The sequence below is a fragment of the Blastomonas sp. CCH1-A6 genome (assembly GCF_001556365.1).
GTDB lineage: Bacteria > Pseudomonadota > Alphaproteobacteria > Sphingomonadales > Sphingomonadaceae > Blastomonas > Blastomonas ursincola.
Window position 1 is genome coordinate 1 of record NZ_LSIS01000098.1, and the last position, 14252, is coordinate 14252.

A 14252-nucleotide genomic window follows, 5' to 3' on the forward strand; every position below is an offset into this window, starting at 1 on the left:
TTTCCAGCTCTTGCGGGGCCGCCCGCTTATGATGCCTCGCTCGCCGACCATGGGCTCGAGCCCAAGGAATTTCGCGGGCTGACCTATCCGCTGGGCGATCATGCGCCCGGCTATGGCGAATATTTCGCCATCGCGCCGGGGCTCGGCTGGACCCGGCTGCCGGTCCCCGGATCGCTCGACCATATCAACATCTGGCTGCTCGACGACACCGATGACGAGGGCGAAGGCGTCGCGATCGTCGATACCGGGCTGTACATGCCCGCCTCGACCGATGCGTGGAAGAAGCTGTTCGCCGAAGGGCTGCAGGGCCGCCGCATCACCCGCGTGCTCGTCACCCATTTCCATCCCGACCATGTCGGCGCTGCCGGCTGGCTGTGCCGCCGTTTCGGCGTTCGCCTATGGATGAACCGCACCGAATGGCTGATGGCGCGGATGCTGACCGCCGATGTGCGCGAACAGCCTCCCGAGGAAGCCATCGACCAGATGCGCCTGGCGGGATGGGACGACAAGCGCCTCGACGAGATGCGCGCGCGCGGCTGGGGCAATTTCGCGCGCATGGTCGCCCCGCTGCCCATCGGCCATGTCCGCATGGAAGACGGCGGCGAGGTGCAGATCGGCGAGCGGCGCTGGACGGTGATGACCGGCGGCGGGCACACGCCCGAGCACGCTTGCCTGATCGACAAGGCGGGCCAGGTTGTGATCGCGGGCGACCAGATATTGCCGCGCATCACCAGCAATGTCTCGATCATGGCGAGCGAGCCGACCGCGGATCCCTTGCGCGAATGGCTCGACAGCATCGCGAAATTCCGTGCCGCACTGACCGGCGACGAGCTCATCCTGCCCGCGCACGGCTTCCCGTTCACCGGGGTGCATGCGCGGCTCGATGCGCTGGCCGAGGGCCATCACGACCGGCTCGATGCGCTCGAGGCGGCACTCAAGGAGCGCGAGATGCGTGCGGTCGACACGTTCGGCATCCTGTTCGCGCGCAAGGTCGACGACAGCGTCTATGGCATCGCCACCGGCGAAGCGATGGCGCATCTGCGCTATCTGGAATATGCCGGGCGCGCGACCTGCACCGTGCGCGACGGCGTCGCCTGGTATTCGGCCTGAACGCATTCGGCCCAAGCTTTAGCCCGAGCGATATTGCGCTTCGGCTTCGGCCATATAGTCGCGGGTAATCGGCAGCGCGTGACGGCTGCGCGCGAACTGCACCTGATAGTTGCACATGCCGCCATGTTCGAACGCGGCGGTGGCCCCGGCGAGATAGAAGGTCCACATGCGGAAGAAGCGCGCATCGTACAGCGCCTCGATCTCGGCCTGTTTCTCGACCGTGCGCTGATACCATAGGCGCAGCGTGTGCGCATAATGCAGCCGTAGCGTCTCGACATCGGTGGCGATCAGCCGCGACGGCTCGCTCGCGCGCACGATCTCGCTCAGCGCCGGAATATAGCCGCCGGGAAAGATGTACTTGGTGGTGAAGGCATCGGTCGCGCCGGGACCGCCCATCCGCCCGATGGTGTGAAGCAGCATCACCCCGTCAAGCGCGAGCAGATTGCGGCACTGGCGGAAGAAGGTCTCGTATTGCGGCACGCCGACATGCTCGAACATGCCGACCGAAACGATGCGGTCGAAGCTGCCGGTGAGCGCGCGATAGTCGATCAGCTCGAACTTCACCCGGTCGGCGACCCCCGCCTCCTCGGCGCGGCGGCGCGCGACCTTGAGCTGTTCCTGCGACAGGGTGATGCCGAGCACGTCGACATCGGCGACGCGGTTGAGATACAGCGCCATGCCGCCCCAGCCGCAGCCGATATCGAGCACCCTCAGCCCCGGTCGCAGCGCGAGCTTGGCGGCGATATGCGCCTTCTTGTCGTCCTGCGCCTGTTCGAGCGAATTGGCGGGATCGGTGAAATAGGCGCAGCTATACTGCTTGTCGGCATCGAGAAAGAGATCGTAGAGCCGGTCGTCGAGATCGTAATGATGCGCGACATTGCGCTGCGATCGGCCCGCCGGATTGATCTGGTCGATCCGCCCGCCGATCGCCTTGACCAGCTTGCGCAAGGGGCCACGCGGCTTGAGATCGCCGCCCTTGTCCCAGGGCGCGTTGGCGCGCACGAGCTGGATCAGCTGCATGATGTCGCCACGCTCGATGATCAGGCGGCCGTCCATATAGGCCTCGCCCGCCCCCAGGCGCGGGTGGAGCGCGATGAAGCTCGCCACGTCCTTGTCGGCGAGCCGGATCGCGACATCGGGAAAGCCGGGCGTCGCCGTTCCGAAGCTTCGGGTGCGACCCTGATGGTCGGTCAGCTCGAGCGTGCCGTGGCGGATGATCCGGTTCAGGAAACGGTCGATAAGGCTCATGATGACCTAGATAGCGCGGCCAAAGTCAGATGCCAGCATACCATTCATATCCAGCCGCGTCCTCCCAGTAACCGCCGCCCCCGCCATAAGCGAGGCGATAGTCGGCGACCGCCTCTATTCGCCGGACATATTTGGCATGCTTGTAGCCGAGATGCCGTTCGACGCGCAGTCTCAGCGGCGCACCATTGCCGATCGGCAGCAATTCGTCGTTGAGCGCCCAGGCCATCATCGTCTGCGGATGGCGCGCATCTTCCATGTCGATGCTCTCGTAATAGGGCCCGGCGCGCAGCGTATCGGCGCAATGGAACACCAGATAGCGCGCGCTGTCCTTGACCTGCACCTTGTCGAGCAGATGCGCCAGGTTGACCCCGGTCCATTTTCCGATCGCGCTCCAGCCCTCGACGCAGTCGTGCCGGGTGATCTGGGTCTGTTTCGGCATCGACCGGATCTGACCCAGCGCGAACCGCGTGGGCTTTTCGACCAGCCCGTCGATGGCGAGTGTCCAGTCGGAAAAGCCGGTCGCGGCCTGTTTGAGATAATCGGCATCGGTTGGCGCACGCGTCCCGTTGGCGGGGACCGAGCGCCCGATATCGCGCGGCGAATATTCGCGCGCCATCCGCTCGCGCCCCTGGATCGCGCGCTGCAGCGCCATGTTGCCTTTTTCCGCCAGCAGCAGCGTATCGCGCCAGCTCTGGTTGGCGTTGAGCGCATCGCAGCCACTGAGCAGCCCGCCCGAGGCGATCGCGAGCGAGCCGACCAGCGCGCGACGAGTCACTATAAGGGGGCTCTTCGTCTCGCTCATCGCCGGTGTCCGATCGTCATGCCGCGCAGCAGCGTCAGCGGCTTGTGCACGATCACCAGGGCGACGTGCAGCAGCATGAAGCCGATCAGCGACCAGGCGATGATGAAATGGATCGAGCGCGCGGTCTGCCGCCCGCCGAACATCATGCTGGGGAAATGCAGCGCCGCATCGGTGCCCGGCGACATGGCCAGCCCGGTGACGATCATCAGCGGCAGCATCACGAAGATCACCGCGATATAGCTCAATTTCTGCAGCGGGTTGTACGCCTCGCCCGGCGCGGTGTGGAAATCGAACCTCGCATGATCGACAATGGTTCGCCAGAGCGCGCGCGGATGCCATTCGGCCGCGCGCATCGCGATCATGCCGCGGATATGGCCGTTGAAAAGGCTGAAGGCCATGAAGAACAGCAGGCCGAAGGCGAAGAACCAGGCGAAGAAGAAATGCCAGTGGCGGCCATCGGCGAGGCTGTAGTCGCCGGGGATCGTCGCCCAGCCGGGAAAGGCGCGGCTGCGCATCTGCCCTTCGCCATCGCGATAGACGCCGAGCACGCCGGTGGTATCGATCTGGGTGCTACCAATGCTGAGATAGCCGCGGCTGCCCTGCTGCCCGATCTCGAGCCAGGCGGGTTCGTCGCGATTGCCATATTCGCCCCAGTAGAGCCGGGGATGCGCGTTGAAGATCATGAGGCCGCTCATGAACAACGTGATCAGCGAAACGAGATTGACCCAGTGCCAGATGCGCGTGGTCAGCGCATGGCTGTGATCGGGTTCGCTGGCCGGAGGCGCGATCTCGGGCGCGGCCTGGGGCACCGCGACGGGCTCGGCAGGGTCGAGAGCGGCGATCATGTCGGTCATTCGCAATCCAGGCGCACAAGGTTACAGTCGTTCCGCGAATCCATGCCCGATGGTACGTCACGAAAGGTCGCCTGTCATGTCCGCCAAGGCCGAAGTCATCACCCTTCATCCCGATCCGCTCGAACCCTATGCGATCTCGCCGGGCTGGAAAGCGGGGGGACTGCTCTTCCTTTCGGGCCAGGCGGCGATCGACGAAACCGGCGCGATCGTCGGCGCGGGCGATTTCGACGCGCAGCTGGAGGCGACCTTCGCGAATATCGACCGGGTGCTCGCTGCGGGCGGCAGCGACCGCAGCCGCATCATCAAGGTGACCATCTATCTCACCGACATGGGCAATTTCCCGGCGATCGTCGCGGCGCGGCGGCGCTATTTCACGCCGCCCTGGCCGGCCGACACGATCGTCGAGGTGCGCGCACTGGCGCTGCCCCAGCTGATGGTCGAGATCGACGTGATCGCGCTCGCCGGCGAGCACTGAGCCCGGCTCAGGCGAAGCTGCCTGCCAGACGCAGCAGGTCGGCCTTGCGCCGGACGCCGGTGCGCTCGAAGATCTGCGCGAGAAAGACGCGCGCGGTGTTGCGGCTGATCGCCATCAGCGCGGCAGCCTCGTCGAGCGCATCGACTCCGCGCAGCACGTTGAGCAGTTCCGCCTGGCGCTTGGTCAGGCCCAGCGCCCCCATGTACACCTTCACCGGGTCCTGGGCGTGCTTCATATAGGTCACGTCGACCTTGACGCTGCGAATGGTGGTCACATGGGGCAGCGGCACCACGCGCGCGATGGTATCGGCCAAGCCCGTCTTGAGCGTCAGGTCCATGGTCTGGCAAGGGCCCGGATTCTGCATCATCGTCGTCAGCGCCGACTGAAAATCGGGCAGGACATTGCCCAGCCTTCCGTCTTCGTCCAGGCGCGCCAGGCCGGTCAGCGGCAGCGTGTAGCGGATCATCGGCGAACGCTCGTCGGCGGCCACCTGCATGTCCTCGTCGACGACCAGCGAGAAACTGTCGATCTGCTGAAGCTGCGCTACAATCGCCGTCGCCGCCCGCTGCGGCCTGGCGTTGCGGCGCAGCGAGAGGTTGATCGCGCTGAACTTGTCATAGAAACGCTGGTAGAATTCGGAGATATCCGAATGCGATGGCTGCTGGCCGCGCCGCATGACCACCAGGCCGATACGAGCATCGCCGATACAGGGCATGATCAGCATCGACGCGTCGCTTGGCGGGTTGTGCGAATCGAACCAAGACCAGAATTCGTCCTGCTCGTCGACATTGTCGGGACGCCGCAGTTCTTCGTGCAGGATGATGCCATGGTCAGCCGGCGGCAGCCCATGGCGGGCGCGCGGTCCGATCCGGTAGAAATGCTCCGCATAGGCATCGACGATCGCCTGGTCGATATTGGCAGTGCCCAACGGCCGGATCATGCGGTTGTCGCCAAAGATGACGCCCATCGACATGGCATCCGCGCCAGCCAGCGGCAGCATGCGGGTGAGCGCATCGGACCATGTGCAATGGCCCAACGCAGCATCAGCAATCAACTAATCCAGCCTGTCGAACCGGTTGGAAAGAAGGATCATAGGCTGGTCATGCGCCAGTACCTGCAGACCGCGTGATGACATAATCGTCACGTCCGTCGATCGAGACCGTCAGGCGGATGCTCCAATCGTCCGACCCGCCGAAACGCACATGGCTCAGCACGCGGCCAGCCTCTTCGATCGCGCCGAAGCTGCTGGTGTTCACCGAATTGTTGGCGCTGCCGGACCGGGATTCGATGCGGAACCGGCCGGCGCAGCGGCACGGGGCTGCGGCCATCACCTTGGCATCGACCAGCGCGCCATCCTTGCTGACGACCAGCGTGATCGGCTGGTCCTGTGTTACGCCTGCGGTCATGGCATCATCCGCTGCAGCAGCAGCCGGAGCGGCAGACATGGCTGCGGCCAGAAACAGTGGGGCGAGCCATCGGGCATCACCGCGGTGGTGGGGCATTGACGATCGCTCCCAGAATTGCATCGATCGCATTGGTGGCATCGGCCGGAATGTCGCTGGTCTCTTCTTCGGTCGGCGGTGCCTGTCCCGCCTGACCGGAGGTCACCGCTGCGGCAATGGCGAGATCGTCGTTGCTGAAATCGGCGCTGCGGCCCGTTCCCAGCCTGCGCGCCGCGGCATCGGGCGCGTCGGCCACGGCACCGGTTGCGGCCTGCTGCGCGAGCAGCCTCTGTTCGGCGGAAAGCTGCGGCTGGCGGCGCCCGGCAAATTCGCCGGCCCGGGTCTCGATCGGACGCGCGCAGATATCGGGGCCCGCGCCGGGCTTGGCATCATCGCACGCATCCGCGCCTTCCAGGCGCTGCGTGCCGATCTGGCCGCGATCCTGGCCTGCCGTGCTCAGCTGACGCTGCGGCACAGCGTTGCCCGAGGGCGAGGACAGCTGGAATTCGGTCGGCAGTGCGGCGCTGTCTGCCTGGCTGGTCCCGATCGAGGGAACCGTGAGCGACCGGTCGGCGGACGAGGCCTGATCGGTCACGACGGCAGCGCTGCGATCGGCGGCATCGTTCTCTTCGATCTGCGCATCCACGGCGCCGGCGTCCTGGGCCGATGCACCGGGGAGCAGCTGGGTCGATGCGACCGCTGCCAGCACGAGCAGCCCCAGCACCGCATAGCGCACCATCTCTTCGCCGCTGGGCAGACGAAGCGGTGGCAGCGAGCGCAGCAGGGGCGGCCGGGGCATCTCAGGTGCCCCCGTTCGACTGGGTGATGGACATGGTCTGGTTGCCGCTTTGCACGATCTGGAGATCGGACAGGCCGTTGCCATTCTGCACCCAGCGGAGCTGGTTGGCGGTTCCGTTCTGCGTTGCGGTCATGGCGTTGTTGTCACCCAGCTGGACAAGCTCGGCACGATTGTCCGACCCGTTTTGTCCCAGTTGCATCTGGTTGCCCGAACCCTGTTGGGCAAGCATCGCGGTGTTCACACTACCGGCAGTTGCAGATTGATCAAGCAGGATCGCATTGTCCTCGCCCTGCTGGGCCGCGACCGCGATATTGCCGCCGCCGTCGCTGGCATTCTGTTTGGAAATGAAGCTGTTGAGCAGACCCGCCTGGTCGATCTCGAGATAGGCGGTCCCCGCACCCTCCTGGGTCACGCGGGCGGTGCCATTGTCACCATTCTGGCCGATGCGCGCGAACTGCTGGCTGCCATTCTGGCTGATGGTGGCGGTGTTGTTGTCGCCGATCTGTGCGATGAAGGCGCTGGTGCGCAGCGGCACGGGCCGCATCAGCTCGATCGGTTCCGAAAGCGTGCCCGCGGCGCAGGCTCCCGCAGAGGCTCCTGCGCACGGATCGCTCGGAGCGGTTTGCGCCTGCACCGTCTGTGCCCCCAGTACCATCATTGCGGCGATGGCCAGCCTGGCAGAATGTGTGCGCATGGCAACTCTCCTGTATTGCCCTTGGGGCGGCCCCGCACGATGCGGAGCCGCCCCTCAGGTCATCGGGTGTCAGTTCGGTGCGCTCGGAGCGCCCTGGGTGACGATGGCACTCATGCCCGTGCCGTTCTGGGTGATGGTCGAGAAGTTGTCGCTCGAGTTCTGCGTGACTTCGGCGAAATGACCCGTTCCGTTCTGGATGATGAACGAGTCGTTATTGTCTCCAAGCTGCGTCACGTCGGCCTGCTGGCTGGTGCCATCCTGGTCGATGTCCGAGGTGTTACCCAAGCCGCTCTGGACCACATTGGCATTCAGCAGCACCGAACCGCCAGTGCCGGACTGGTCGATGCGGCTGACGTTGCTGCCGCCATCGCCGTCCTGCAGAACATTGGCCGAAAGGCTGGTACCCTGCTGGTTGGTGAAGGCGCGGTTTCCATCCGAAATCTGCTCGATCCGGGCTTCGTTGCCGCTGCCGCCATTGCCGCCCTGGCGGATTTCGGCGCCAAAGACGGTGGGGGTCACGCCCGATACGAAGGCGCCATCGTTGTTCTGTGTTCCCACCTGCGAAATGAACGCCGTCTGGTTGTCGCCGCGCTGGAAGGTGCGAGCGGTGTTGTTGTTGCCACCCAGCGCCTGGTTGATCGTGGACGTCTGGTTGTCGCCACGCGTGGCGGCAAACAGGCTGTCCTGGCCCTGATCGACCAAGGCGAGACCACCATCACCATTCTGCGTCACGTTTGCGGTCTGGTTGCGGCCGCGCTGCAGGACGTTGCCGGTATTGTCATTGCCGCCCTGGGTCACGAACGCATCATGATCGCGACCGAGATCGCCGCCCTGATCGACCGTGGCACGGTTTTCATCACCGGTCTGCCGGACATCGGCATTCTCGTTGAAGCCGCGCTGGGTTACAGTGGCGGTGTTCTCGAAGCCGTCCTGGCGCACCGCAGCCGTATGATCGGTGCTGGCATTGGCACCCTGGTCGATCGTGGCGCGGTTGTCGTTGCCGCCCTTCTGTTCGACAAAGGCTTCGTGCAGACCGCCGGCCTGACGCACGGTCGCCTTGTTGCCATTGCTCAGCTGGATAACACCGGCTGCAGCCGAGCTGCCGACACCGTTGCCGGCACCGCCCTGGACGACATCGGACTCGTTGGCATTGCCCGACTGGAGAATGTTGGCGTCATTGGCGCCGACGCCGGTCTGGGTGAGCACCGACTTGTTGTCGATGCCGCTCTGGGTGACGATCGCCTCGTTGAGACCGCTGCTCTGGGTCAGGGTCGACTTGTTGTCATCACCCGACTGGAGCACCGATGCGGTGTTCAGATTGCCGCTCTGCACCAGATCCGATTCGTTGTCTTCGCCGCTCTGACGGACATCTGCGACGTCCAGATCGCCGCTCTGCGACACATCCGAATCGTTGCTGGTGTTCGACTGCGTGACCCGGGCCGTCGAGAAATCGTTGGTCTGCGAGACCTTCGAGATGTTCTCGCTGCCCGACTGCACGACGATGGCGGTGTTGCTGTCGTCGCTGCTGCCGGTGCCATTGTCTTGCACGATCGACGAGTTGTTCTTGTTGCCCGACTGGGTCAGCGTGGCATTGTTGGCGTTACCGCCCTGGGTGACGACCGAGATGCCGTTGGTGCCACTCTGGCCGACAGTTGCACCGCCATTGGTGCCGGTCTGAGTGACGGTCGAATTGTTGTTGACCGTCTGTGCCATCGCCGGAGCGAGGGCGAAGATCGCCAGCGACGATGCGCCGGCAAGAAGAAGCTTTTTCATGTCGAATTCCTAAATTTTTGAGCATGGGAAACCGGCTGGCGTCAGGCATGCCTTAGCCAGCCGGTCGTCCTTCAGATCAGTTCACCGGCGGAGCGGCAGGCACGTTCTGCATCACGGTTGCAGTGTTGTTGCTGCCCGACTGGGTGATCGTCGAGAGGTTGTCACTGCCTCCCTGCATCACGGTCGCAACGTTGGCATTGCCGCTCTGCAGGATGTCGGATTCGTTGTTGATGCCGTCCTGCGAAACGTTGGCGAAGTTGTCGGCACCCGTCTGGATGATCGACGAGTCGGCAAGGCTGGAACCGAGGGTCTGGGTGACCTTGGCTTCGTTGCCGGTACCGCCGGTCTGCTCGACCACCGATGCACCGTCCTGACCAAGCTGACGAACTTCGACAGCAAAGGCCAGGCCGTTGCCCGGCACGGTGTTGGCTGCCGACTGCAGCACGGACGAGCTGTTCTTCTGACCGATCTGTTCGACAAAGGCGCTGGTATCGGCAGACTGCGTGATCGTCGACGTGTTGTCCTCGTCGAACGAACCGATTCCGGCGGGCTGGGTGGTCTGGACAACGACAGCTTCTGCGCCGGTGGCACCGGCATTCTGCGTGATCGTCGAGACGTTCTGGCTTCCGGTCTGGGTAACGTTGGCCGTCGCGGCGCTGTTCTGCGTGATCAGCGACGAGTTGGTCGGGAAGTCGGCGCCGTTCGTCGTGGTGTTGCCCAGCTGGTTGACAGTGGCCGAGGCATCCGCAGCGGTCTGGACGATTTCCGAACGGTTGTCGCCATAGTTGCCGCCCTGGGTCACAACCGCCGTCGCATCACCGCTCTGGTTGATCTGCGAGTTGTTGAAGATGCCCGACTGGGTCAGCTTGGCCGAAGCACCGGCTCCCGACTGCACCACGCCCGAACGGTTCAGGTCACCGGTCTGCGTCACTTCTGCAGTGGTGCTGGCTCCGGTCTGGCTGATGTTGGAGAAGTTGCTACGGATGGTGTCACCGGCGGGATCGTCAAAGCCCTGGGCGTTGCGGATGCGGGTGCCGTTACCCGATTCCACGGCGGTCTGGATGACCTTGGCGTTCGCACCTGCGCCCGACTGGTTGATGGTGCTGTCGTTCTGAGCGTTGTTCTGCTTCACATCGGCAACCGCGACGCTGCTCTGCGTGATCGTCGAGACGTTGTCATTTCCGGTCTGGACGACAAAGGCATCAGCATCGGCCGACTGGGTCACGGTGGAAGCATTGCCGTTGCCGGTCTGCTTAACATCGGCCAGCGCACCGTCAGCAGAGGCGCTCTGATCGACAGTGGAGCTGTTGTTCAGACCATTCTGGGTAACCAGCGCGTCGGCAGTATCAGCCGCCTGGAGCACGTTCGAGAAGTTGCCGTCGCCAGTCTGGCTGACAATGGCCTCGGAACCGACACCGCTCTGGTTGACCGTCGAGACGTTCGAGGGGTAGCCGTTGGTCGGGACGTTCGCCAGCTGGGTCACCGTCGCGGTGGAAGCCGCCGACTGGGTCACGGTCGACAGATTGTCGCCCTGACCGATGCCCGGACCACCCGACGAGGGAGAGCCGGTCTGCGTCACCGTTGCAACGGCACCAGCGGCACCGACGGTCTGGTTGACCGTGGAACGGTTGTTCACGCCGAGCTGGGTCACGGTCGCGTCAGCAGCTGAATCCTGGGTAACGGTCGAGCCGTTCAGCTCGCCGGTCTGCTTGACCAGAGCGGTCGCGCCGTTGGCGGTCTGGGTAATGGACGAATCGTTGTTCGGCGGTGCGATGCCATAGGTATCGATGCCGTTCTGGATCACGGTCGCCGTAGCATCGGCCGACTGGGTGATCGTCGAACGGTTCTCGTCGCCCGTCTGCGTCACATTGGCGGTGGCGCCAGCGGAATTGACCGTCTGGGTCACAGTCGACTTGTTGTCGTTGCCGGTCTGCGCGACCGTAGCTTCGGCTGCGGCGTCCTGAAGCACGGTCGAGTCGTTGCGATCACCCGACTGCGAGACATTGGCGGTGGCACCGGGAGCCAGCGAGTCCTGGTCGATCAGCGAGATGTTATCGTCGCCGGTCTGGCCGACGGTGGCGTTGTTTTCGTTGCGGTTCTGGAGCACGGTCGACTTGTTGCCGTCACCGTTCTGGGTCACTTCAGCGGTATTGAGCGCGCCCGACTGGACAACGTCTGAGTCGCTATCGCCGGTCTGCTTGACCTTGGTGACATTGCCTGCACCACCCGACTGGTTGACGTCGGAATCCGAGCTGTTGCCGGCCTGGTCGACTTCGACAGTGTTGCGGCTCGACGTCGTGCCGGCGCCGCTCTGGGTCACGAGCGACGTGCCGTTGCTGCCCAGCTGGGATACGTCTGCGCTGTTCTGCGAGCCGCTCTGATTGATCGTCGAGCTGTTGTTCACGACGCTCTGTGCCATTGCCGGCATGCCGATCATCAGCGCCAGCGCCGAGACCGAAGTGTAAATGGAGGTCTTCATGGTTGATAATCCTCTGTTCAAGGGTCATAACCATGCTGCTCCGGAAGCAGCATTGCCGCCGGGGTCAGCATGATTGTTTCACACGCACTCATTGTTGTCATGCTCGCGCATCGGAGTTGCAGCTCCGGTGCGCGAGTTTTGTCAGGCCCTTATGTCAGTTCCGAATGCCGCCTGACCGGCTCCGGCTCTCGTTCGCGATCCTGGATCGGTGGGGCCCCGTTGGGGACTTTCCCGATCCTGTCTTGCGCCTGCATCCACGCCGCTAGCTGTGATGCAGGACATAGCTGGTCAATTAGTCTCCGAGCTTACCTCGCTTTTCTTCCCGTTCGTGTTCCTGTCCTTCACCTTCATCGGGGCAAGCTGGCGCGCGCGTTCTTCGGCGCGTTGAACCTGTCCCGGCGTGAATTTTCCATCGCGCTCCTGCTGGTACTGCAGCAGCTTGGCCATGCCGGCATCGCGGTCGGCGAAATCCCAGAGGCGCAGCTCGACGCCTTCCATGACCAGCGCATAGACCGCCTTTTCGATCGCCTGCTGCAGTGCCAGCTGGTCGGGCTCGTTGGTGGTGAACCCGGCCTCGGCCTCGAGCAGCTCGCGGAAGGCGACAAACTTGAACGCGCTCGCGCCAAAGGCCTGCGAGGCGATGGTCTTTGACGCGGTGACCGTGGTCAGTACCTCGCCGGTGCGCACCGATACCGCGCGCAGATAGACCGTTACCGTATCCTGGCGATATTCGGTGCGGCCGCCGATGCCCAGAAAGGCTGCGCCCGCGCCGCCAGTCAGCGTGTTGCTGTCATAACCGATGATCCCGCCTTCGAGCAGCACGCCGGCAAACAGCAGTGCGGGCAGCGCATCGGGATTGACGACGCGCTCACCCAGATAGCGTTCGCGCATCTCGCGGATGATCTGACGCTCGTTGAGCAGGTTCTTCAGGTTCTCGCGCTCGACGATGGTGAACCAGCTGCGATCGCCTACATCCTGCAGCGCCTTGACGAGCACCGAAGCGCCGCCTTGACTGACCGCGCGCGACAGCGTCTGGCCGGTCGCACTGGGCTTGAACTGGCCGGTCTGATCGGTGAAGCTATAGACCGCCACCGCAACCTGGCGCGACGGCTTGGGAATGCCGCGCAGCAGCAGCTGGGTCTGGGTTGCGTTGGGCAGATAGGCATAGCTGGTCGTTTCGGGCAGAAACGCCTTGCCGCTGCCGCCAACGGTGGTGCAGCCGCTCGCCATCAGGGCAATCGAAAGGGCTGCCAGGCCGGGAAGGATCGGAAGACGCATGGCTCAGTCGACATCCACAAAGGTCGGAACGACGATGACGGTCTCTTCGCCGGTATCGTCATTGATGATCGTGATCGTCACCTCGGTCAGCGAGCGGATGAATCTGACAGTCTGACCGCCAAAACTGATCGTGCCGCTTTCCTGGGGGTTGTCACCGAAAATCGCGGTAACAATCTGCGACGACAGAGCGGACAGCAGACGCGACTGGAGCTGGCGGGCAAAGATGTCAGCCTGCGAGCTGTTCGAGCTCGACGCCGGATTGGTGAAATCGTTCTGGGCATTGGCAATGCCCAGCAGATGATTGGAATTGAACGGGTTTCCGCCGAAACTGGGATTGACAGGCTGGTAGACGATGTCCTGTGCAACGGCCTCACTTCCGAGTGGCATGGCAACACCGACCACTCCCAGCCAGGCCACCGTCAAGGCCCTGACCGCACGCTTGTACGAGTGCACAACTCATCTCCTGCAGCTCGCCCCCGGAAGCTTTTGCCTCTCGAACGGCATAAAATTCTTGCGACTCGAATTTTTGTTAACCCGACCTTAGGAGCGATTAACGGAGTGTAAAATAGTGCAAATAGACTATGCATTATCCCCATATTGGGGGTTTCTAGGCGCGTTCTCATGGAGTTGCAATGGCTTGGATGGGGCCAAAGTCCAGCTTTCCCGCGCTCTGCGATAGTTAACCCGGACGGTCAGCAATCGTTCAGAGAGCAGGTCGCCAGCGCGGTTGGGTACCATGAATTTGGCCGGATTTTACAATATGTCCGTTTTCGAGACACAGTTCGTCGCGATCGTCGACGTAATTCACGTCAATTTGACGCGATTTGACATGTAAAGGTCGGGAAATGCGTAGAATTGGGACGAGCAAATCGCGTTTCGCGGCGTCCTGATCGAGCGCCTGGCGGTCACGATCGCCCGAGCGCCCGGCTACCGGAGCTGACCTAACTTGGAAACGTCTGCGGTGCGCGCTGCAAGTTCGCGCAGGTCGCAATGAAATGGCGTTGCCATCTCGGCAGCAACGGCAGGACTAGCAGGATCCGCTGGCCACGCCTGGTGAGCCGCCGAGCGGGAAACGGTTCCCAGCGACCAAGCGATAGGCAAAAGTCCCGCCGGCCATCGCGATGGGCTGTACGCAGATGCGCCAAAGGCCCCGCAAGCATAGGCTTCGGGGCGATCAGCGGATCCGGGTTCGGCAACGCCGCGGTCTTGTGGGAATTGGAGGAAGGATTGGATGGGTTTTTACATTGGTTGCGGGAGCAGGATTTGAACCTGCGACCTTCAGGTTATGAGCCTGACGA

The 14252-nt window shown here is 63.5% G+C and carries 13 protein-coding genes; 2 read left to right on the forward strand and 11 right to left on the reverse strand.

What is annotated here, in order from left to right; translation table 11 throughout:
• Positions 1-1110, forward strand: a 1110-nt coding sequence (locus AX735_RS04425) for an MBL fold metallo-hydrolase (protein WP_066276201.1), incomplete at its 5' end; no start/stop codon positions are given.
• Between the two features lie 18 nt (positions 1111-1128).
• Here the strand turns inward: AX735_RS04425 and AX735_RS04430 are convergent.
• Genes AX735_RS04430 through AX735_RS04440 form a run of 3 tightly spaced genes read right to left on the reverse strand, consistent with a single transcriptional unit; the run spans position 1129 to position 4014 of the window.
• Positions 1129-2358 carry an SAM-dependent methyltransferase gene (locus tag AX735_RS04430; protein WP_066276208.1) on the reverse strand — a complete coding sequence of 410 codons (1230 nt, stop codon included), beginning with the start codon at positions 2356-2358 and terminating at the stop codon, positions 1129-1131.
• A 25-nt stretch (positions 2359-2383) separates the two neighbouring features.
• Entirely contained in the window at positions 2384-3160 is a 777-nt protein-coding gene (locus AX735_RS04435; protein WP_066276214.1) for a molybdopterin-dependent oxidoreductase, read from the reverse strand.
• Entirely contained in the window at positions 3157-4014 is an 858-nt protein-coding gene (locus AX735_RS04440; protein ID WP_082750928.1) for a cytochrome b/b6 domain-containing protein, read from the reverse strand. Before AX735_RS04440 ends, AX735_RS04435 begins: the two co-directional genes overlap by 4 nt.
• A gap of 76 nt (positions 4015-4090) precedes the next feature.
• On the opposite strand from AX735_RS04440, the gene AX735_RS04445 reads away from it, so the two are divergent.
• Complete coding sequence (locus AX735_RS04445; RefSeq protein ID WP_066276218.1) at positions 4091-4489, forward strand: RidA family protein; 399 nt, start codon at positions 4091-4093, stop codon at positions 4487-4489.
• A gap of 7 nt (positions 4490-4496) precedes the next feature.
• Here AX735_RS04445 and AX735_RS04450 read toward each other — a convergent pair whose 3' ends face one another.
• From AX735_RS04450 to AX735_RS04485, 8 genes are all read right to left on the reverse strand, one after another.
• Complete coding sequence (locus AX735_RS04450; protein ID WP_156447413.1) at positions 4497-5543, reverse strand: helix-turn-helix transcriptional regulator; 1047 nt, start codon at positions 5541-5543, stop codon at positions 4497-4499.
• A 46-nt stretch (positions 5544-5589) separates the two neighbouring features.
• Positions 5590-5934 (reverse strand): hypothetical protein, encoded by a 345-nt coding sequence (locus AX735_RS04455; RefSeq protein WP_156447414.1) that lies wholly within the window; start codon positions 5932-5934, stop codon positions 5590-5592.
• A 37-nt stretch (positions 5935-5971) separates the two neighbouring features.
• On the reverse strand, positions 5972-6730 hold the full coding sequence (locus tag AX735_RS04460; RefSeq protein ID WP_066276230.1) for a hypothetical protein: 759 nt from the start codon (positions 6728-6730) through the stop codon (positions 5972-5974).
• A 1-nt stretch (position 6731) separates the two neighbouring features.
• Positions 6732-7424, reverse strand: coding sequence for a hypothetical protein (locus tag AX735_RS04465; RefSeq protein ID WP_082750929.1), 693 nt, complete (start codon positions 7422-7424; stop codon positions 6732-6734).
• A gap of 69 nt (positions 7425-7493) precedes the next feature.
• On the reverse strand, positions 7494-9197 hold the full coding sequence (locus tag AX735_RS04470; RefSeq protein WP_066276239.1) for a hypothetical protein: 1704 nt from the start codon (positions 9195-9197) through the stop codon (positions 7494-7496).
• Between the two features lie 76 nt (positions 9198-9273).
• On the reverse strand, positions 9274-11676 hold the full coding sequence (locus tag AX735_RS04475) for a hypothetical protein (protein ID WP_066276241.1): 2403 nt from the start codon (positions 11674-11676) through the stop codon (positions 9274-9276).
• Positions 11677-11964: 288 nt separating this feature from the next.
• Positions 11965-12954, reverse strand: a complete 990-nt coding sequence (locus tag AX735_RS04480; protein WP_066276244.1) for a CsgG/HfaB family protein — start codon at positions 12952-12954, stop codon at positions 11965-11967.
• Positions 12955-12957: 3 nt separating this feature from the next.
• Complete coding sequence (locus tag AX735_RS04485) at positions 12958-13407, reverse strand: curli assembly protein CsgF (RefSeq protein ID WP_231750022.1); 450 nt, start codon at positions 13405-13407, stop codon at positions 12958-12960.
• Positions 13408-14252: the final 845 nt, after the last annotated feature.